The sequence below is a fragment of the Streptomyces seoulensis genome, assembly GCF_022846655.1.
GTDB lineage: Bacteria > Actinomycetota > Actinomycetes > Streptomycetales > Streptomycetaceae > Streptomyces.
The window spans coordinates 4,776,333-4,795,063 of the sequence record NZ_AP025667.1 but is presented as its reverse complement, the minus strand read 5'-3'; the positions used below and the strand labels follow the sequence as shown (position 1 = coordinate 4,795,063).

The following is an 18,731-nucleotide window of genomic DNA, read 5'->3' as shown; positions in this document are numbered from 1 at the left end:
GTGCTGAGGCGGTTCTTGCTTCCGAGTGGATCCCCGGCGGCGGCGAGGCGCGGTCGGGGACGGTGAGGATGCAGGCGCGCAGGTAGCGACGGAACAGGGCAGTGACGAGGCGGGGTTTGAGTCGCTGGCTGATCGGTGGTGGCGTGCGGGGCGCTACGGGTTTCTCCGGTGGATTGAGCGGTGCGCGGGGCGGGCGGCCCCAGCCGGGTACCGGGGCCGCCCGAAAGGGAGCCTTACGGAGTGCGCCGTGGTACGGGACGCGAGGACGCGGCCGGTACCGGGTGCTTCGCGGCGGCCTGGGACGTGCTGGCGGGCACCTCCCGTACGGCCTGCCGGTAGGCGGCTTCGTCAAAGACTGCGGGGGCGCAGTTGACGTCGTACCCGGCCAGGAGGAGGGCGGGATCGAGGTGGACGCTGAATCCTGCGGCGAGCAGGGCGTGCGAGGCGGCGGTGGCCTTCAGACGCTGCTGCTCGGCGGGGAGGCCGTGTGGCAGTCGGTGATAGTCCCCGCGGGGGCCGGCCCAGGAGAGGAATCCACCGGTGCGCTGGAGGATGTCCGCCGCCTTCTCGGTTCCGCCGATGGCGACGACGAGTTCGGTGCGGGGGTCCTTGGTGATGGTGACGTACTCCAGCACCCAGAAGTCGGGCTCGGGTGTCATCGCGTCTTGGCGGCCGGCGCACGGGTGGTGGCCGGAGCGGGAGGCACGGTCGCTGGGGTGGACGTGGGCGCTGTGCCTGCGGCGGGGTGCTGGAGTGCGGTGACGATGCCGAGCGTGTCGAACTGCGGGCCGATCTGGCGCAGGGTCTGGGCCTGCGCTCGGGTGTCTTCGCCGCTGAGGCGGTAGATGCCGCTGTGAGGGTCCTGGAGGAAGCCGTGTGCCTCAAGGACGGCGCCGGCGGTGTCGCCGACGGACGCGGCGGCGACGCTGCCGTCCTGCTGCCAGGTCAGCACGACCCGGTCCGGCTGGGACGGCTGGATGCTGTCCAGGGCGTTGTTCCGGGCTCGGGCGAGCGCGATGTCGTACCGGGGAAGCAGGTCTCCGGCGACCTGCTCGGCGCTCAGGAACGGGTCATCGGTCAGCGCGACGCCGTTGGGCTCGGCCACGGAGCGGTATGCCTCGTCGGGCAGTGCGCGGGGGGCGACGGCGGCGAGGAGGAATCCGTCGCGTACGTCATGCCGGTCCAGGACGACGAGCTGGGCGCCGTCCGGGCGGCTCAGGACGGATGCCCGGCGCAGCGGGTGCTCGGCGAGGGACTCAGCGACCAGGTCCAGGTCCCAGATGCGCTCGGCCAGGTCGGCGAGGTCGTCCTTGGCTTCCGGAGGGAGATGGGAGCTGGTCCAGGTGTCGGGGAGTTCGCCGGCGAGGACGTCGGCGAACGAGGCGAGACGGTCAGAGGTGTGATCGTGCAAAAGGGTCCTTGAGCGAGATGAATCAGCGGCGCGGCCCGGCGGCCACCAGCGGCGGCGGGACCGGAAGCGTGCGCGGCGGGGGCAGGTAGGCGCACACAGCGGAACGTTCGCGTTCCGAGGCGGGAACCTCTTCGGTGCAGACGCTGCGGCCGGGGTGCGGGGCGTGCCGGTCAGCGAGCTGGTTGCGGGTGTGGACGAGGTCGCTGTGCAGGACGCGGAGGTGCTCGTCGGCGAGGTAGCGCAGCCGCCGGGCGGTGTACGGATCGGCCGCATCACCGAGTCCCTCGTGGAAGTCGGCGACTGCGCTGAGGACGTCGCCCAGGGCGGTCAGGACGCCGTCGTGGCTAGCAGTCAGCTCGGTGAGGACGTCGGCCACCTCCTCCGTCGTGGTGGCCTCGCGGATCCGTTCGCCGAGATGGGCGACCGAAGAACCCAGCGTGGGGTAACTGGCTGGCAGGGAGTCGGTGTCGAAGTCATCGTCGCAGTCGACGTGGTACCCGGCGGAGCGAAGCCGCGCGACGGCGTCGGTGGCCAGCTTCTGTTCCTCTTCATCGCTCAGGCCGGTGGGTGCGCGGTGGTAGGTCTCGTGGACGCGAACGACGGAAACAAAGCCCGCGCGCTGCAGGACGCTGTGTGCCTCGGGATCCCCACCGCGGGCGAGAACCTCGTCAGAGTGCGGATCGCGACGGATGGTCAGGAAACGGTCGGCCAGGGACAAAGAGACGTGTCTCCTACGGTGATCGGCGGGCAGTGTGCGGGTGTGCGTGCGGGATCACGACGCGGTGTCCACCGTCACCGTGCTGCTCCGCGGTCGGCGACGTGGACGATCTGGCCGAGGTCGGTCGTGGTGTACCAACCGCAGTCGACCAGGTCCTCGCGGGCGGCGAACGCAGGGAGGACGGACCTCTCTATGGCGCGCAAGTAGATAAGGCAGTCGGGGCAGGCGGTGCCGAGATGGATCAGGTAGCGGGGGTGCGCGGTGACGAAGGTCTGCTGGCCGCCGGTTGGGTTCCGCAGGCGCCAGCCGTCCTCGTCCGTCGGCGTGTGCCAGGACGGCGTCACGACGCTCATCGACTCGCCCCAGAGTTCACCGGCCATCACACCCTTCAGGACGATCACTTGGTCGCCAGCCTTGAAGTGCTGGTGGGTGATGTCGCGACCGGGCGTGAGCCGGTCTGGGCTGGGGGCGAGCTGGGGAGGGTGAGGTGGGCGCTGGGAGCGGTGGAGCAACGAAGGTCCTTCCACGGGGCGGCGGGAGGATCAATGGTCCGTGTGATTACCGGTTTGGCTAACCGGCGAGCGTCACGTACGTTCCTGGCGCAGCCGCTGGTCCGAAAGGTTCGACCGGACGGGCTTTAGTCCGGAAGCGACGACATCGGTCGGGCCTGGTGACGGTCCGGAGCGTCTGGCCAGTGATCAGCGGAAGGGGTTTTCCGTCCCGCGGTCCTTCTCCCCCGCAGCCTCAAGGAGTTCGACCAGGTCGGCCCCTTCGGCGTCGCGCTGGTCTATCCACCATCCGGCTCGTGTGACTGCACGGGCCTTCTCTTCCAGGACCGTCCAGTCTGTCTCGTCCCAGGTGCCCTCCAGGACGAGCGCGGTGTGCGCGGCGGTCACCAGCTGGTGTCGGGATCGCTCTCCCCAGTCCAGGGCCTTCTCCGGTCCCTCCAGCGGCGGCATGTCGAACTTCTCCGCCCATGCCACGGCGGCCTGCTGTTCTTCGGCCCGCTTGGCGGCGAGCCAGTCCTTCTTGGACCCCGTGTCGGTGTCGCGCGCTGCCTTCCAGCAGTCGGTGCAGTCGCGGTCGGCGAGCCAGCGGGCGAAGCCTGCCCGCCGGTCGGCGGGCCTGTCGGACAGGTCTCGGACGACCTCGTGGCCGCAGGTGTGCTGGATGGTCCACTGCTTAGGGACCCCCGGTGAATTCCGTTTGATGGGCGTTGCGTTCGAGGTCGGACTGCTGGTCTGGGGCTTCAAATCGAGTGGCTTTCGTTGGCGGTTGGGGTGGTGGCCTGCGTCGTTGCTGCGGGGGGCGTGCGTCAGATGCACGAGTCATGCGGCGGACGGAGGTGGTCTGGAGCGCTTGGCGGTGGTCTCGGTGACGCTGCCGCCTTCTGCGTCGTCTCAGCGTGTCCTGCGGATGGCGTCTGTGGCCGCCTTGGCGATGGCGGCGGGAGCGCTGGAGGGCTGGGGCAGGTGCAGCAAGGTGGTCCCCGGCAAGTGCAGGGACTTCGCGGTGAGGGTGAGCTGGAGTACGGCGCAGCCGGCGCTCGTGAGCTGCTTGACGCGGGTGACGGCTTGAGCGGTCTCGTCGCTGCCGTAGTGGGCGTCGGTGACGATCACGAGGAGGCGGCCGGTGCGGGGCCGGCTGAGTTCGAGGCCGTGGTCGAGTGCGTCGATGGCGTCGCCGAGGTTGTGGTGGCCGCCGTTGGCATTGAACGTCGTCACGCGCTCTGGTGCTCGGTGGGTGGGTCGGGTCAGCGCGGTCAGGTGCCTGTCGTAGGCGATGGTGGCGGTGAGGGAGTCGGGGTCGGTCAGGGCTGCTGCGCGTGCCACGATCCAGGCAGCGGACGCGACGGGCGCGCAAGCGGCACGCATGGACCCGGAGACGTCGACGGCGATACCCACACGCAGCGGTGGGGTGGGGGAGTTGCGGCGGCGGGTCTGGGTGAACGGCTCTGCAGTCGGTATCGATCCGGCGGCGCGCTGGGCATCGCGCGCGAGGGCACGGCCCATGTTGAGGCGGCCGGGCGGGGTGGGGCTGGTGGTCCGCTCCTCGGTCCGCTCGCGGTAGGCGGCGGCACGCAGGGCGCGGCTCAGGCGCGCGGCGGCGCTCTTCTCGGCGGCGGTGGGCCTACGGGTGCCGGTGACCGGGTTGCCGTAGGGCGCCGGTGTGCCGTCGGGGTTGACGGTGGTGCCACGGGTGTTGAAGACCGACTTGGCGGTGGCGGCGGCTTTGCGTCGCTGGCCGGCCCGCTCGGCGCGGTCCTGCGCCTGCGCCTTGGACCGCGAGGCCACGGCGTTGGTCGCCGCGGCCTGCGCCGCGAGGTCGGCGGCGTCGGAGGCTGCCGCGCTGTCCATGACGACCCCCACGGCGCCGGACAGCAGATCGGTGAGGTTCTCCGGCACGGGCAGGGCGGGGGCCGCCGCGTCCAGAGCGTCGCACCATTCTCGACCGTGCGCGAGCATGGTCGTGGCGTCGTGGTCGGCGCACTGGTGGGCCGCGGTCCAGATGCGGGTGAGGGCGTCCAGCAGGGGTGCGCCCAGCACCTTCTCGCACAGATCGGCGACGGCCCGGGTCTCGCCGGCGTCCAGGATGCCGACGTCACGGCGGCCGAGGACCAGGGCCGCCACGCCGGCGGCGTGCTCGATGCCCTGAAAGGTGGGGCGGGCGATGTCGGGCATGACCAGGGTCCGGGCACTGGTGCGCAGGTACGTGCGGTCCGTGGGCCGCGTGATCAGATGTGCGCCTTCGACACGGCTCTCCTCCAGCAGGAGCGCGGCCTCGACGACACGGGGGTCCGCTCCGGCAGGCTGTGTCCAGACGGAGTGGGCCGCGTGCGCGGCCTCGTGGACGAACACTCCCCAGGCGGCGGGATACCGCTCCTCGTCGCCCACGATCCGCGGATGGATCTCGTGGGGCTTCAGCGGGGCGAACAGGGCGGCGTCGAACTCGACCTCGCCCAGCGTGGGGAAGAACGCGGCCGGTGCGCCGCTGCGGGTGCCGGGGCGGCAGGTGACGAGGAGGTCCTGGCGGCCGGAGAGGTCGACCAGCCGGTCGCCGAGTTCGGCTCCCACGCGCAGCCACGCGGCCGGGGAGGAACGGGGTTGCGCGGGCGGGGCGCCGTCGTCGTCCCAGCGCGCGAGGTCGGCGTCGTCGTCCGGCCTGGTGGCGGGGGACTGGACGTGGTGGTGGGCGCTCATCGCGAGCGGCCCCGGTGCGCGGAGACGGTGCTCGGGGGCTGCCGGACGGCCGAGGCGGAGAGCTGCTTGCCGAGGGTGAGGGGCGCGACCTCCTTGACACCGACAGCCTTGATGACGGCAGCGGCGACGGCGTCGCGATCCTCCACAGGAGCAATACCGACCAGGTTCGCGAGCGCGGCCTTGGTGCCGAGGACCGCCTCGGTCTTCTGGTAGCTCAGCAGCTCCCGAAGCTGGGGGGCCCAGCCCAGCTCGCCGAGTTCGACCTGGTGGGCGAGGTGTCGGGCGACCCGGACCACCCGGGCATCGATCCTCAACGCCTTGGCGAGGTCATAATCCGTGCCGATCTGGATCTGCACGCTGAACCGGGACGACAGCGCCTCGGTCAGAATTGCCCCGTGAACGCCTGGATTGTGGCCCGCCACCACGTAGAAGCCCGGCTCGGCCTTGATGGTCTCGCCCTTGTGGGCCTTGACCTGGATCTGCCTGCGTCCGTCCATCGCGGGATACAGCGCCGCCAGGACCTTCGGTGAGATCAGGGTGGCATCGTCGATCAGCAGGGCGCGGCCCTCGGTCATCGCGGTGACCAGCGGACCGTACTGGAAGACGTAGGCTCCCGCGTCGTCCTGCGTGTACTCGCCGATCAAGTCGCCGACCGTGGTGTCGCCGTCCCCGGCGACGGTGAGCAGGTCCGGGAACGCCGCCTCGACCAGACTCGTCTTGCCGGTGCCCGGAGGGCCGTAGAGCAGCACCGGCACGTCGGCGTCGCGCAAGCGATTCAACGCCTCGACGTCGGGCAGATCGGCCAGCTCCCGGGGGTGGTAGAGCTGGCCCCCCGCGCGGCGGATCGGGCCGGTCTGCCTGGGCGTGGCTGCTGCGGGCGTGGTCGTGCGGGCTGTGGTCGTCTGGGCGCGGGGCGCGTGGGTGCCCGGTGGGCTGATCACAGCGGTCTGCGCCGCTGCGGCGGTTTTCGCGTTCGCACGGAACTCGGGTTGTCCGCTTCCGCTTTGGCCGGCCTCGCCGCGTCGCACCAGGGTGAGGGCGGCGTTGCGGACGGCGCCGTGGGAGTGGCCCAGCTGCCTGGCCATGTCCCCGATGGTGAGCGTGTCCGCCGGCCGGTCGGCCATCAGTCGGGCCACCTTGGCCCGCAGCTCACCGCCCTTGGTCCGCGCGGGACTGGTAGGCGTTCCGGGTGTGGTCAAAACGAGGGCCCTTCAACAGAGGCGGGTGCGGGCGGGGTTGGCGATGTGCTGGAGAGGCTGGCCGCTCTCGGAGCGGATCACGGACTGTGCCGACATCGGCGACCGGGATAGCCGGGGCGTACCGTCGGCGCTCACCGGCCGACCGAGGGCTCGGTCCAGGTGCAGGGGATGGCCGGCGACGAGCAGCTTGCTGGCTGCCGAGCAGGTCCGTGCGTCGGCTCCGTACCGGGTTCCGTCGCTCGGCAGGCGCAGCCGGGCGTCTCTTCGAAGCCGTCCTGGAGCAGGATCCGCCGGGCGGCGGCGTTGTAGCCGGTGGTGGTGATCTCGCCGGTGATGCTGTGCCTGATCGTCATGAACGGCTCTGGTGCTTCGGGCAAGGCGGATCTCCTATCGGTGGTGGGCGGGAAAGCGGTGGGGTGTTGGGCGAAGGCGAGGCGGGCCCGGAGCTTCCAGCACATCAACGGTGCGTGGCTGGAAACGAACGATGGGCAATGACTGTCGACATGTTCGTACAGGCCGGGGATACCGCGAGCGGCGCCTAGCGGAGGTGGGCAGCCGTAGCGGCCCGGGGCGGCGGCGTGGGCGGGGTGGTGTCCACGGCAGGGCGCGGGCGGGCTCTCGGGCGGGGGGTTCGGTGGGGTGGCAGGACGGCGACGGTCGCGCCGAGGTCTTCGGCCGCGTCGTGCACTTCGGTGGCGAGGAACTCCAGTTGCCGGCTGAGTGCCGCGAGCCGGACAGCGATCTGCTGGCCGTCCGGGGCCTCCAGAGCACCGGCGAACTGTGCTGTGGTGCCCAGCAGTTCCTGGAGGCGGATTACGGGGCCTGCGGCGTAGCCGCGCTGGGTTGCGGTCAGCAGCGCGTTGGACGCGTCGCCGGCGGACTGGGCCTCGACGACGTCCTGGACGAGTTCCTGCAGCGACACCTCGGGTACCGGCTCGGGCCGGGTGAACCGAGAGGCGTCCGCGCGCAGCACCCCTGGCGGGACCGGGGCAGGCAGCGCCCGGCCGGCCTCGTATTCGTGAGCGAACTGTCCGATCACCCGCCAGCCCGTTGTGTCCGGGGTGCCTTCGAGGGCAATCACCGTCGAGTCGTCGTCTTCGATCAGGTGGGCCAGGCTGATCAGACGACCGTCGGCGGCGTACCAGGACTCGATCAGGTCCAGGTCGCCCCGCCTCCGGGCGGCGGCTGCCGCCTCGGTCCACTGCCGCTGATCGTCACCGGTCAAGGGAGCCTGGGGCGAAGGATGGTGCTCCAGGAGGCTGCTGGCGATCAGTGCGTGGTCCGCCCAGGCGGCGAGATGAGGCCACAGCGCCGCGTGCTGAGTGTGTTCGGCTGTCGTGCCCGGGGCGGCGGGCCGGTCGAGGGCCCTGCGGATCTCGGAGGCCGAGGTACCGAGTCCGTGGAGCACACTGCGCCAGCCGGTGGTGTGACGTGCGGCCGGCCGCACGTCCAGCGCACGCTCGGCGGCAGCGAGGAGCTCCTCGGTGTGCGAGGCCAGATACGTGGTGTACGTCTCCAGCGCGGTCTTGTTGCGGCGTGCAACGGCGGCAGCCGCGAGATCGGCGTGCACGTTGCGGCCGTAGCGGTCGCGGGTCGTGTCGAGTGCGGTCTCGGTCTGCTGGACGAGGGTCAGCATGCGCGAGCGATAGTCGCCAACTCGACGCACGAGGTCGGACTTCACCGACAGACGGTGGGCAGCATCCAGGCTGCTCTCGAACGTCATCGGGATCGTCCACGGTCCGCAGGGCTCGGGAGGCTGGCTCGTACGGAGGCGGTGCGCGGCGGGACCGTGCGGGCGGAGGCGGCTGCGGTGGTGGGCGCAGTGCCACGCTGGGTGGTGCGGGCGGCGGCGGCCTCGGCGAGCCGAACGCGGCGCTCGGACTGCCTGGTGGGCAGGACCGCTTGAGGCTCTCCCGGGGTGAGCGAGGGGTCGAGTGCGTAGTCGCCCCGTACCCCGTAGCCCTGGCGGCGCAGATCGAGGACGGCCTGGCGGGCCCGGCGGAGGCCGTCCTGCCCGGGATCGGTGAGCCGGTACAGGCCCGGGGTCTCGGGGACGGGCTGGAACTGGAGGCGGACGAGGAACCAGTCGGCCAGGTGCGGGGTGATGTCTGCGGTGGGCTTGGCGACGAAGCCGTGGTCGGGGTGGGTGCCGAAGTGGAAGTGGGGCAGGGAAGGGTCCTTTCCGCGTCCGATCAGCGGTGCGCTGTCGGGGCTGGGGAGGCGGGCGGCAGGGCAGGGCGCGTGGCGAGCAGCTGGGGGCTGGGGCGTGAGAGGGCGACCGAGCCGCCGGGCACGGCGCTACGCGCCTGCCTCTCAAAGGCATTGCTGTCGGCGACCCATGTCTCGATCGCTGGCAGGACGGCGAGGCCGAGCTGCCCGCGGACCTGGCTCCACTCATCGTGCGACAGCGTCGCGGGGATCGAGTACAGGTCGCGACGGAGGTCGTTCCACTGGGTCCATGCGTCCTGGCTGTCGGCGAGTGCCGCGCGCAGACGGCCCAGGGCCGTCGCGTCCTCGGGCCAGGCGGTGGAGGCCGGGTGGCATCGGCCGAGGAGGACCGGTGCGTGCTCCAGGACCCGAGCGAAGGAGATCCAGGCGATGTCGGCGAAGTCCCTCTCGAATTCGTCGACCAGTCCGGCGTAGCGCAGGGGGACACCGTCGCTGAAGCGGCCGGACGCCTTGATCGCCTCAAGGGTCTCGTGCTCCTCCCGGATACGGGCCAGGGCATCTACGACGGTGTTCAGATCCCGCTCGTGCAGGGCTCGCCGCAGGGAGGGCAGGAAGGTGTGCGTGATGGTCTGCGCGGCCAGGTGCACGTCGGTGGGCAGCAGCGTGCTGCGCGGCGTCGCCGGATCCCGGCGGACATCCTCCTTCTCGTGCTCGGTGAGCGCACCGATGAGGTAGCCCTCGCGGTGACCGGGGCGCTCGATCAGCAGCAGCTCGGTGCCGACGTCGTTGTTCAGCACGGATGCGAAGGGGATCCGGTGCTCGGCGAGAGCCCGGAACATCTCGCCGCCTTCCCACAGCGCGGGCCAGAGGTCCTCCTGCCATGCCGGGTGGCTGTATACCTCAAGCCTTGCGCTCCACGAGCCGGGCAGGCGGGCGGCGATCTCGGCGCCGATGTCGCCGAGGTAGGGCCGCCGGCTGGGGCTGACCGTGACTCCATGCTTGTGGGCCTGGTGCATCAGGGCGCTGGCGGTGGAGCGAGCGTCCCGGTCGTCAGCCAGCGGGAAGACGTGCACCCCGCTGGCCAGCCGGGTGAAGCCCGCGTCCTCCAGAGCCTGGTGTGCTGTCGCGTACTTCTCGCCGGAGGCGATGGCCACTAGCCCCAGGGTCGGGCTGGTGGTGAGCGTGATCTCGGTAGTGGGCGTGAGCATGCAGATCCTGGTGGGGGTCGCGCGGTGCCGTCAGCGGGTGTGCCGGGGCTGCGCCGGCGACGGGACGGGCAGACACGAACGGGCAGTTGCCGGGCGTGGGAGCGGCGGTGACGAGGTCAGGACGCGCATATGGTCCTCGGCTGCATTGAGGACTTCGACGAGTCTGCGGACTTCGACGGCGGCGTCCGCCAGGTCGTACGACAGGTCGAATCCGTCGTCCTGCTCGGCTTCCTTGGCCTTCTCACCGGCCGCCTCGAAGAAGTCGCCGAGCCGCTTCAGCAGGCCATGGACCGGATCGGCGATCTGGTGGATCAGGGCTGCCGCCTCGGCGTAGGCATAGGCGACCGCGGGGTGGGGTGTGCCCCTGCTGGGGGTGGGGGCGACGGGCAGGAGCCTGAGCTGGGTGAGCCGCTGCTCGATCGCGTCGATCAGGTGGGTGGCGCTGCCGCCGTGACGGGCTTCGGGTCGTTCAGGGGCACCCGGGTCGGAGGAGGGGACGGAGTCGTAGATCACCTCGAACAGATCGTTGTCGGGGTGCTGACGGGTCACGATCCAACCCTCGGGGTCTCCCGGCGGGCGACGGGAGGGCGGCTCCTGGGGCGGGCTGATGATCAGGTAGCTGCCGTCGGAGAGCGACACCTGCACGTAGTGCGCGCTGAGCCCCAATTCGATGTCGCACTCCAGCCCGTGCTGGCGCAGGGGCGTGGTGATGTGCGCGTGCTGGCGCCACAGTCGCTGCCACCAGTCGGTGTGCACCGCCCGGTGGTCAGGAAGCGGGGCGATCGGGATGTTCAGAGGGTTCCTTCGGTCAGGGACGACGGGGGAGGGAGGTAGGGGCCATTGCGGGGCTCGCCGGGCAGGATCCTGCGCGTTCCGGGAAACAGTGGGCGGGGCGGTGGGGGTGTGGTGATCGACCCTGCCTGCACATGGATCAGGTACGCCGCCGCGACTTTGCGATGGCCTGCCCCCGGTGAACGCGTCCAGAAATGCTCGGGGTTGCCTGCGGCTCGGCGGCATCGCGCAGCAGGGTGGCGGCCATGGCCAAGCGACGGCGGGCGGAGCCGAGGCTCCACACCAGGCCCTGGTGGGCGAAGGCCGCGGCCTGGTCGCGTGCGGGGCCGGGAGGCCGGTCACGGCAGGCATCGGCGCGGCTGAGACAGGCCACGGCGGCGTTGAGGTCGCGTAGCGCGGTGCTGACCGGGTCGGCGGATCGTACGAGCGCGCCGGCCGCGACCTGCGCGGTGGAAGCGGGCGGGAGTGGCTCGCGGACGCCGGCGCGGGTACGGAAGGCGGACTCGCTGGTGAGATGGGCCAGCACCTGCTTGACCTCGCTGGTCTGCTCGGCGAGGACCCGGGCCAGGACCGGGGAGGGTTGCACCGTGTCAGGCGCCTGCAGCCGGTCGACCACGGCGGTCAGCTGCTCGGCGAGGCCGGTCAACAGCATCCGCTGATTGAGAGGGGGCAGTACTACCTCCCGCATTCGGTCGGGTGATGGAGTCGGGTGAGTCACCGCATCCGGGCATCGGTGTCGAAGAGCATCAATTCCTTCTTGTGGAGCAGATGTTGAACGACGAAGGATCTGCCCGCGACGCGCCACAGTCCCCGCCCGCGGTTGAGGTGTGCGACGGCTTCCTGCTCGACGGAGGTGAGGCCGAGCAGTGAGGCGGCGGCGTGGAGCTGGTCGGTTTCCTGGCGGTAGATGATGCGGGTGGAGCAGTCGGCGAGGAGGCCCTCGGCGAGGGCGCGGCCCTGGGATCCGGCGTCGCCGGCGGTGAGCAGGTCGGAAAGCCGGTGGATCACCATCAAGTTGGCGATGCCGAGTCCACGGCTCAGCTTCCACTGGGCCTGCATGCGCTGCAGAAGGCCGGGATGCCTCATCAACCGCCACGCCTCGTCGTAGACGATCCAGCGCCGCCCGCCGGACGGGTCGGTCAGGGCGGACTCCATCCAGGCGGAGGCGCAGGTCATCGCCAGGACAAGCGCGGTGTCGTCACCGGATCCGCCGAGCCGGGACAGGTCGATGGTGAGCATCGGCGCGCTCGGGTCGAAAACGACGGTGGAGGGCGCGTCGAACATGCCGGCCAGGTCGCCGTGGACAAGGCGGCGCATCGCGTGAGCCAGGTCGCGGGCGGCGTCGCCGAGGTGTCCCGCCATCATCCCCGCGGCCTCGTCGAGGGTGCGGGGGCTGTTGAGGGTGGCGGCGATGTCACCGAGGAGCGGAGTGCGGCCGGTCTCGGTTGCCCGGGTCACGACGGTGTCCAGGGCGATGTCCAGAGCGGTGTGCTCCATGGGCATCAGCTCTCGGCCCAGGACGGTGCGGGCAAGGCTGCCGAGCAGGAGCAGGCGGCGCTTGCGGATCTCGCCGACCCAGTCGGCCTCGGATACCGTCGCGGGGCGCGGGGCCGCGTCCAGCGGGTTCAGCCTGCCGGGCAGCCCGGGGCCGAGGGCCACAGACCGGCCGCCGAGTGCCTCTGCCACCGCGCTCCACTCACCCTTGGGATCGCACGGCACATAGACGCGGTAGCCGAAGGCCACCGAGCGCAGCGCGAGAGCCTTGGCCAGCGCAGACTTGCCCTGGCCGATGACTCCGGCGAGCAGGATGTTGGGGTTGGTGAAGCCCTCGATGCGTCCGTAGAGCGCGAAGGGGTCGAAGACGAAGCTGGCTTCGGCGTGAACATCGCGCCCGATGTAGATGCCTTCGGGGCCGAGGCCGCCTTCGGCGAGGAAGGGGTACGCCCCGGCCGCCACGGCGGTGGTCATGCGGTGGGCGGGCAGCTTCAGCCGGGACCCGCGGGCGGAGGCCGGCCCGGGACGTCCGCTGGGCGGGTAGAGCGCGGCGGGCATCTCCTGCTCGGCGGTTGCGCTCTCGGCCAGGTAGGCGCTGGCTTCCGCGCGAACCTTGGCGGTGGCTTCGGCGAGTTGGCGGCGGGCTGCCCGGCGGCTGGCCCGGTCGGCGCCGTGTGGGGTGAACAGCGGGCTGGCGGAGGCGCGTCGGGCGCGACGGGCGGGCCGGTGGCTCATCGGGGGCCTTCGATTCTGCGGGTGGTGCTCATCGCACGCAGGCCGTGGTGTGCGGGCGGAGATCGGTGGGGGTGGTCTTGCGCCGGATGCTGTGCCCGGCGGCCAGGTGGCGCTGGCAGATGGTCAGCACCGGAGGCCCCTCGGGAAACCGTTCCGGATGGCAGCTCGCTTCGGCGTCCTCGGCGGTGGGGGTGGTGGGCAGCAGGTGGAAGGCGGCGTGGATCTCGGTGGCTGCCTGCCAGAGACGGGTGTGAGCGCCAGCGAGGTGGCGGCCGCCCGCGGGGTGCAGAGGCCGGGTCCCTTCGGTGACCTGGTCCATGAGTTGGTGAAGGGCGGTGAGGTGGGTGTGCAGCACGTCCAGGTGGGCACGGTCCGCCGGGTTGGGCGAGCCGTTGTCCGCTTGTGGCAGTGCGCGAGTGTGGTGGCGAATGCCCGCGCTTGCGGCACGGAGGTAGGGGTGCGCGTCGCCGGGTGCGGAATGCGGTGGGATCAAGAGGGCCTTTCTGAGGGGTCCGGGTCAGGGAGTGAGGCCGTACTTCGTTGGGACGTTGGTGCGCGCGAGGGGGAGGGCGGCGAGAGTGAAGGCCGGGGGCTGCTGAAAGAGCAGGCGACGCAGATCGACTCCGGCGCCGACAGCGGCGGTTTCGATCTGGGCGCAGGCCGCGTCCAGGAGGGCATCGGTCTCGGCCGTGACGGTGACCAGGCCCGTCAGGGCCACGTCCGCGTGCCCGGCGATGAGCTGGCGCTCTCGTGTCTTGATGTCGGCGTACTCGACGGAGTCCTCTTCGCGGTCGACCTGTCCGCGGCGCGCGCGCTCGCTCGCGTCGGAGATGATCGCGGCCTTCTTGCGCTGCACGTCCCGCAGCGCGGACTCGAGCCCCTGCGGCACGTATGTAAGGGACAGGCTGCGTCGGACACCGGCCGTGAACATGACCCCGTGCAGGAACCCGGCACCGGTCTCGGTGCGCGGCCAGTTCTCCACCCAGTAGGTGGCGTGCCGTGCGCTGTCGGTGGCCAGGCGGTCGTGCTCCTCGACCTGGACGACGGGGCCAGCGGCGGCGGGGTCCGCTTCGGCGCGGCCCGTCTCGGACCACTGCTGGAGCGCGGCCAGCGCCTTGGGGTCGTAGGCGGTGCGGATGACGGCGGCGATCTCCCGCGTGGTCAGCCACCCGGTGACCTGGAGTCCGGCACTGCGCGCGGCCTGGGCGATGGACCCGGTCGTCTGCTGCATCACGGCGAACGCCCCGGGCAGCCCACCGCCGGCCTGAGCGATCAGGCGCTTGGCGGACTTCAGATCGAGGGAGATGGCGAGGTAGGTCTCGTGCGGGGCGGCGGCGGGACCGGCGGAGGCGACCAGCTCGGAGTAGATCTCTCCGGCGACCGGGGCCTGGGGCCGGCCGTTCCGGGTCCAGTGGCGGGTCAGGGTGTCGCCGCTGTCGGGAACGGTGCGTTCCAGCACCTGCACGGCGGCGACGTGCCCGTTGCGGGCGATGCCCGCGAGTGCGCGCCCCCAACTGCTGACGTTGTGGTTCTGGGTGGCGGGGTCGAGGAGAGCGAAGGCCCGGGAGCTGACGCGGGCGATGGCGGTGAGGGTCTGGTTGTGCGGGTCGTGGACGGCTGCGGCGTCGCTGGCGGAGTCGCCGGGGGTGACCACCGTGAGGGAAGCGGTGGTGCCGGGCAGGTGAAGGATGCCGTCCTGCCGGGGGCGCGAGAGGGGCCGGGCGAGCCAGGTCGTCTGGCCGGTGCGCCGGCGATGAACGTAGCGGGCGACGATGGGCGCCCAGTCGACCAGTGAGCGGCCGTGCCGACGGATCGCGACCAGCGCACCCGCGGCCAGCCACAGCGGAGTCAGGGCGAGAGCACCCAGCAGCCCGGTGGAAAGCACCGTCATCATCAGCAGCGCCACCGTGCACGAGACGAGGACGAGCTGGGGCAGGGAGAGCCCGAGGAGGATGCCGCGGCGGGACCGGTGGGGGAATTTCACCGTGACCGGGGCGGGGGAGGGATCAGTCAAGGGGCGGGTCCTGGAAGGCGCGGGGGAACCCGGGGGCGGAAGGCGATGTGCGCCTCCCGCCCCCGGTAGGCGGGCAAGGGGGTCAGAGACCGGTCGGGGGCGGCGGCGGTCCGGCAGCCGAGTGGGTGCCGGCGGACTGCTGCCCGGAAGAGGCGGGCGGTGCGCCCTGCGGCGGGGGCGTCGTGGTCGGCGGAGCGGACTGCCATCCGCCGCCGGTACCGAACGCTGCGCCGGACGCCGAGCTCTCCGGGCTCGGGGCGCCTCCGATGTGGCCGCTGGTGTCGTCGGACGCGCTCATCGGCGGAGGCTGCACGGCCTTCTCCAGAGCGGGCTTGAGACCGTCACCACCGGATGCCGTGCCGGGTTCTCCTTGCGCGTGGCCCGTGTCGCCGCTGCTCCCACCAGTGGGACTGGCAGCGATGTCGCCGGGGAAGCCGCCAGCGGCGTCGGGGCCTTGCGGGGCGGCGCCCGCTCCTGCTGCCGCGCCGCCGGTTCCGGCGGTGGCCACCGCCGATGCGGCCTTACGCGTGGCCTTCTCGGCGTGGGCCCGGGCGATCTGTGCTCCGGCACCACCGGCGCGGTGGATGCTCTCACCGTCGGTGCCGTCGGCCGCCCAGTGCACGAACTTGAAGACTGCGTACGGGCAGAGCAGCACCAGGACCATGATCACGATGCCGGACATGACATCGGCGAGGGCGCCGATGCCGTCCTTTGCGTCGGTCTTGCCCATGGCGGCGATACCGAGGACGAAGATCACGGTCATCAGGAGCTTGGAGACAACAAGGGTGGCGGTGGCTTCGATCCAGCCCTTGCGCCAGCGGCGCGCGACCTCCCAGCCTCCGCCGGCCGAGGCGAACACGGCCAGGGTGACCATGACGAGGATGCCGACCTTGCGGACCATCATCACGCACCAGTAGAGGAACGCGCCGATGGCGGCGCCGAGCCCCACGGCGACCGCGACGAGCCAGCCCAGTCCGGACAGGGCCGCGATCTCGCCGACCTTCACGATGCGACGCACGGCCGTCTCGATGTCCAGGTGTGCGGCGTGGAACAGGCCGTCGCTGACGGCATCGACGACCTCGATGGCGATCGTGGTCAGGGAGATGGCGCAGAAGGCGAACAGGACACCGGACGCGGTGCCGGTGAACGCTTGCTTGAGGGCTTGTCCGTCGCGTCGGACCGCGGCGCGGACGAGTTGCGCGCAGAAGGTCGCGACCAGCAGGACCAGCCCGATCGGGAGCAAGGTCTCGTAGTTGTCGACGAACCAGCCAGCGTTCAGGTCGACCTTCGTTGTGGTGTCGACCGCCTCGGCAGCCAGATCGGCTGCCGCGGAGGCGAGTTCACCTGCGGACTTCGCCATCCAGTCCCCGATGGCCTTACCGGGATCGGTGGCGAAATCGACCGCGTCGCCGACCGCACACAGCTTGTCTGCCAGAGGGAAATCACAGAAACCCAAGGGACGTCATTCCTCCATTTTTGTGTCGCTGTGGGTCACTGCGTGACGCTGGGAGCGATGGCGGCGAGCGTGCAGTCGTGTCCGGGGCGGCACTGCACGGCCAGGGTCACGGCGCGCTCCTCGGCCCCGGAGCCGCCCTTCGTCCACGTGATCTGCTGCTTGCCGTTGACGGTGACCACGTAGATGTATGCCTCGGTGATCGCGGACGGGTCGTCGGCGAGGGCCGCCTTGAACGCACCGGGGTAGTGGCCTTCGGTGACGTGCGCGGAGGCGTGCTGGTCCTGGTCGGCCATCCGCGACCACAGCAGCGGGTCGGGGACCTGGCCGGAGACGGATGCCCAGTCGGCGTACTTGGTCTCGCGGGTCATCCAGGCGTGCATTCCTGCGAGTTGCTGGTCGCGGCTAGTGTCGCGGGTGTCGTAGGACCACAGCATCCGGGCGGCGGCCCGGGCGTAGGCGACGGGCTCGGAGATCTGTGGCGGCTTGGCCACAGCCCCGGTCTCGGAAGCGGCCTTCGGCGCGGGCGCGGCAGAACGCGGGTTGCTTGTTGCCGCCGCCGCGGTGGTGCGGGACGGGGAGGGGGCGCCGCCGCGGCCGGACACCCAGGCCACCGCGGCCGCGGTGGCGAGCAGGACGCCGATGACCACGGCGACGACCGTGAGGCGCTGGGTGACCGACCAGCTGCTGCCGAAGGGGGACCCCGATGAGGGGGAAAGGCGGTTCCGCATCAGTGGACCTGGGACCCGAGGGCCGAGAAAAAGCTCACGATTCCGTTCGCGGCGCCGAGACCGAGGGCGGCGCCCGCGGCGACGACCGCACCCTTCTTGCCGTTGGCCTCGGCCTGATGGCCACCGGTGTGGTGGCCCCAGGCCCAGACCCCGAGCGAGACGGCCAGGGCGCCGACGACGGCGATGATCCCGAAGAGGTTGATGCTGTTGACCACGTTCTTCAGCACGCTCAGGCCGGGCAGGCCACCGCCCTGAGGGGAGATGCCCGGGTCGTAGGCGAGCTGAATGACACGGTCGGAGAGGGGGAGGAGCATAGGCAGGGCGGGACTCCTTGCAGACGCCGGCCACGCAGAGGACCAGCGGAAAAGAGGGGGAAGAAAGGGGAGCGCGCAGGGGGCGCGGGAAGCGGCCGCCGCAGCGTCAGAGGACGCGGCGGGCGGCGAGCACCGTCCAGTCCTTGATCGCGGTGATCCTGACCGGCTTGGTGGTGCGCGGAGCCTCGATCACGAGGCCCTCGCCGATGTACATGCCGACGTGCTCGGGTCGGCTCGCGCTGCCGCGGCTGAAGACCAGGTCACCGGGCTGGAGATGGGCGGGCGAGACCGCCTTGCCCTCGTGGACCTGCGTGTACGTGGTGCGGGTGAGCGTGACGCCGGCGTGGGCGTACGCCTGCTGCACCAGCGAGCTGCAGTCGCACCGGCCCATCGGATCGGGCCCGTGGGCGTTGGTGCAGGACCCACCCCATTGGTAGAGCGTGCCGAGCTGGGCCATGGCCCACTCGATGGCCTTGCGCGCCTTCGGGACGGCGCCCTTAGGGATCGTGTATCCCTTCGGGACGCTTCCCTCGGGGATGGGACCGAAGGAGGAGCCGTCCGCGCAGCCGGTCGTGGCGGACGCGGGCGCCCTGTGCCCGCCAGGATCCTTGCCGCCTGTGTCGGTGGCGCCGCCCGGGAAGGTCTTGGCGATGGCTTCCTGCAGCGCGGTGGCGAGCTGCTGCCACTTCGCGTACGCGTCCGGGAAGCCGGACCTCTGGACGGCCTGCGCGGCCTGGGCGACGGTCATCTGCTGCCAACCGTGCACCGCGAGCAGATGCTTGTAGAACTGGGTGGAGGCATAGACGGGGTCGCGGATCTGCTGGGCGGTTCCCCAGCCTTGCGAGGGGCGCTGCTGGAACAGGCCGAGAGAGTCGCGGTCGCCATAGTCGAGGTTGCGCAGCCGGGACTCCTGCATCGCCGTGGCGATCGCGATGACCTGCCCCTTCTGCGGCACGTCGAGACTGATGCCCGTGGCCACGATCGTCCGGGCGTTGGGAATCTGCTCCGCAGGTAGATCGAGCCCCTTGATGTGGACGTCCTTGCCGGACGCCCCGTCGAGGATCTTGCGGACCTGCTGCGCGACTTGGTCGGTATCGACGTCGTTCAAACAGGTGCTGGCCGAGTCGGCGCTCTGAGCAGCCGCGGAGGAGGAGGCCAGCATCATGCCGGTGCCGGCGAGCAGGAGCGGGGAGAGAAAGACGACCCCGATGCCGGCGGCGAGCGCCGCCTTCAACGGGAAGGAAGCACGCACTCATCCGGAACTGCGGGCATAGGTGGGTAACGCGACGTCAT

General features: G+C 71.2%; 19 protein-coding genes. All 19 read right to left on the bottom strand.

Annotation, left to right across the window (positions count from 1 at the left end):
• Positions 1–233: 233 nt before the first annotated feature.
• The gene (locus HEK131_RS22100; protein ID WP_244336748.1) at positions 234–659 is read right to left on the bottom strand and encodes a hypothetical protein; all 426 of its coding nucleotides are present in this window, start codon (positions 657–659) and stop codon (positions 234–236) included.
• Positions 656–1,411: a hypothetical protein gene (locus HEK131_RS22095; RefSeq protein ID WP_244336747.1), complete on the bottom strand. Its 756-nt coding sequence runs from the start codon at positions 1,409–1,411 to the stop codon at positions 656–658. The genes HEK131_RS22100 and HEK131_RS22095 overlap by 4 nt, the downstream gene beginning before the upstream one ends.
• Before the next feature lie 22 nt (positions 1,412–1,433).
• A complete protein-coding gene (locus HEK131_RS22090) occupies positions 1,434–2,129 on the bottom strand; it encodes a hypothetical protein (protein WP_244336746.1) in 696 nt (231 codons plus the stop codon).
• Between the two features lie 74 nt (positions 2,130–2,203).
• The gene (locus HEK131_RS22085; RefSeq protein WP_244336745.1) at positions 2,204–2,641 is read right to left on the bottom strand and encodes a hypothetical protein; all 438 of its coding nucleotides are present in this window, start codon (positions 2,639–2,641) and stop codon (positions 2,204–2,206) included.
• Positions 2,642–2,827: 186 nt separating this feature from the next.
• Positions 2,828–3,301 (bottom strand): hypothetical protein, encoded by a 474-nt coding sequence (locus HEK131_RS22080; protein ID WP_244452112.1) that lies wholly within the window; start codon positions 3,299–3,301, stop codon positions 2,828–2,830.
• Between the two features lie 228 nt (positions 3,302–3,529).
• Complete coding sequence (locus HEK131_RS22075) at positions 3,530–5,329, bottom strand: hypothetical protein (RefSeq protein WP_244336744.1); 1,800 nt, start codon at positions 5,327–5,329, stop codon at positions 3,530–3,532.
• Complete coding sequence (locus tag HEK131_RS22070; protein WP_244336743.1) at positions 5,326–6,465, bottom strand: AAA family ATPase; 1,140 nt, start codon at positions 6,463–6,465, stop codon at positions 5,326–5,328. Before HEK131_RS22070 ends, HEK131_RS22075 begins: the two co-directional genes overlap by 4 nt.
• 194 nt (positions 6,466–6,659) lie before the next feature.
• Entirely contained in the window at positions 6,660–6,881 is a 222-nt protein-coding gene (locus tag HEK131_RS22065; protein ID WP_244452111.1) for a hypothetical protein, read from the bottom strand.
• Positions 6,882–7,066: 185 nt separating this feature from the next.
• Positions 7,067–8,251 (bottom strand): hypothetical protein, encoded by a 1,185-nt coding sequence (locus HEK131_RS22060; protein ID WP_244336742.1) that lies wholly within the window; start codon positions 8,249–8,251, stop codon positions 7,067–7,069.
• 469 nt (positions 8,252–8,720) lie between these two features.
• A complete protein-coding gene (locus HEK131_RS22050; protein WP_244336741.1) occupies positions 8,721–9,905 on the bottom strand; it encodes a hypothetical protein in 1,185 nt (394 codons plus the stop codon).
• A gap of 30 nt (positions 9,906–9,935) precedes the next feature.
• Positions 9,936–10,661, bottom strand: a complete 726-nt coding sequence (locus HEK131_RS22045) for a hypothetical protein (RefSeq protein ID WP_244336740.1) — start codon at positions 10,659–10,661, stop codon at positions 9,936–9,938.
• Positions 10,662–10,836: 175 nt separating this feature from the next.
• The gene (locus HEK131_RS22040) at positions 10,837–11,349 is read right to left on the bottom strand and encodes a hypothetical protein (RefSeq protein ID WP_244336739.1); all 513 of its coding nucleotides are present in this window, start codon (positions 11,347–11,349) and stop codon (positions 10,837–10,839) included.
• Between the two features lie 62 nt (positions 11,350–11,411).
• Complete coding sequence (locus HEK131_RS22035) at positions 11,412–12,926, bottom strand: VirB4 family type IV secretion system protein (protein ID WP_244336738.1); 1,515 nt, start codon at positions 12,924–12,926, stop codon at positions 11,412–11,414.
• A 28-nt stretch (positions 12,927–12,954) separates the two neighbouring features.
• Positions 12,955–13,416: a DUF6238 family protein gene (locus HEK131_RS22030; RefSeq protein WP_244452109.1), complete on the bottom strand. Its 462-nt coding sequence runs from the start codon at positions 13,414–13,416 to the stop codon at positions 12,955–12,957.
• Between the two features lie 27 nt (positions 13,417–13,443).
• Positions 13,444–14,940, bottom strand: coding sequence for an SCO6880 family protein (locus HEK131_RS22025; RefSeq protein ID WP_244336737.1), 1,497 nt, complete (start codon positions 14,938–14,940; stop codon positions 13,444–13,446).
• Between the two features lie 82 nt (positions 14,941–15,022).
• On the bottom strand, positions 15,023–16,396 hold the full coding sequence (locus HEK131_RS22020; RefSeq protein WP_244336736.1) for an SCO6881 family protein: 1,374 nt from the start codon (positions 16,394–16,396) through the stop codon (positions 15,023–15,025).
• A 35-nt stretch (positions 16,397–16,431) separates the two neighbouring features.
• Positions 16,432–17,124 (bottom strand): hypothetical protein, encoded by a 693-nt coding sequence (locus HEK131_RS22015; protein ID WP_244336735.1) that lies wholly within the window; start codon positions 17,122–17,124, stop codon positions 16,432–16,434.
• Positions 17,124–17,438 carry a DUF6112 family protein gene (locus HEK131_RS22010; RefSeq protein ID WP_244336734.1) on the bottom strand — a complete coding sequence of 105 codons (315 nt, stop codon included), beginning with the start codon at positions 17,436–17,438 and terminating at the stop codon, positions 17,124–17,126. Before HEK131_RS22010 ends, HEK131_RS22015 begins: the two co-directional genes overlap by 1 nt.
• 106 nt (positions 17,439–17,544) lie before the next feature.
• Positions 17,545–18,690 (bottom strand): C40 family peptidase, encoded by a 1,146-nt coding sequence (locus HEK131_RS22005; RefSeq protein WP_244336733.1) that lies wholly within the window; start codon positions 18,688–18,690, stop codon positions 17,545–17,547.
• Positions 18,691–18,731: the final 41 nt, after the last annotated feature.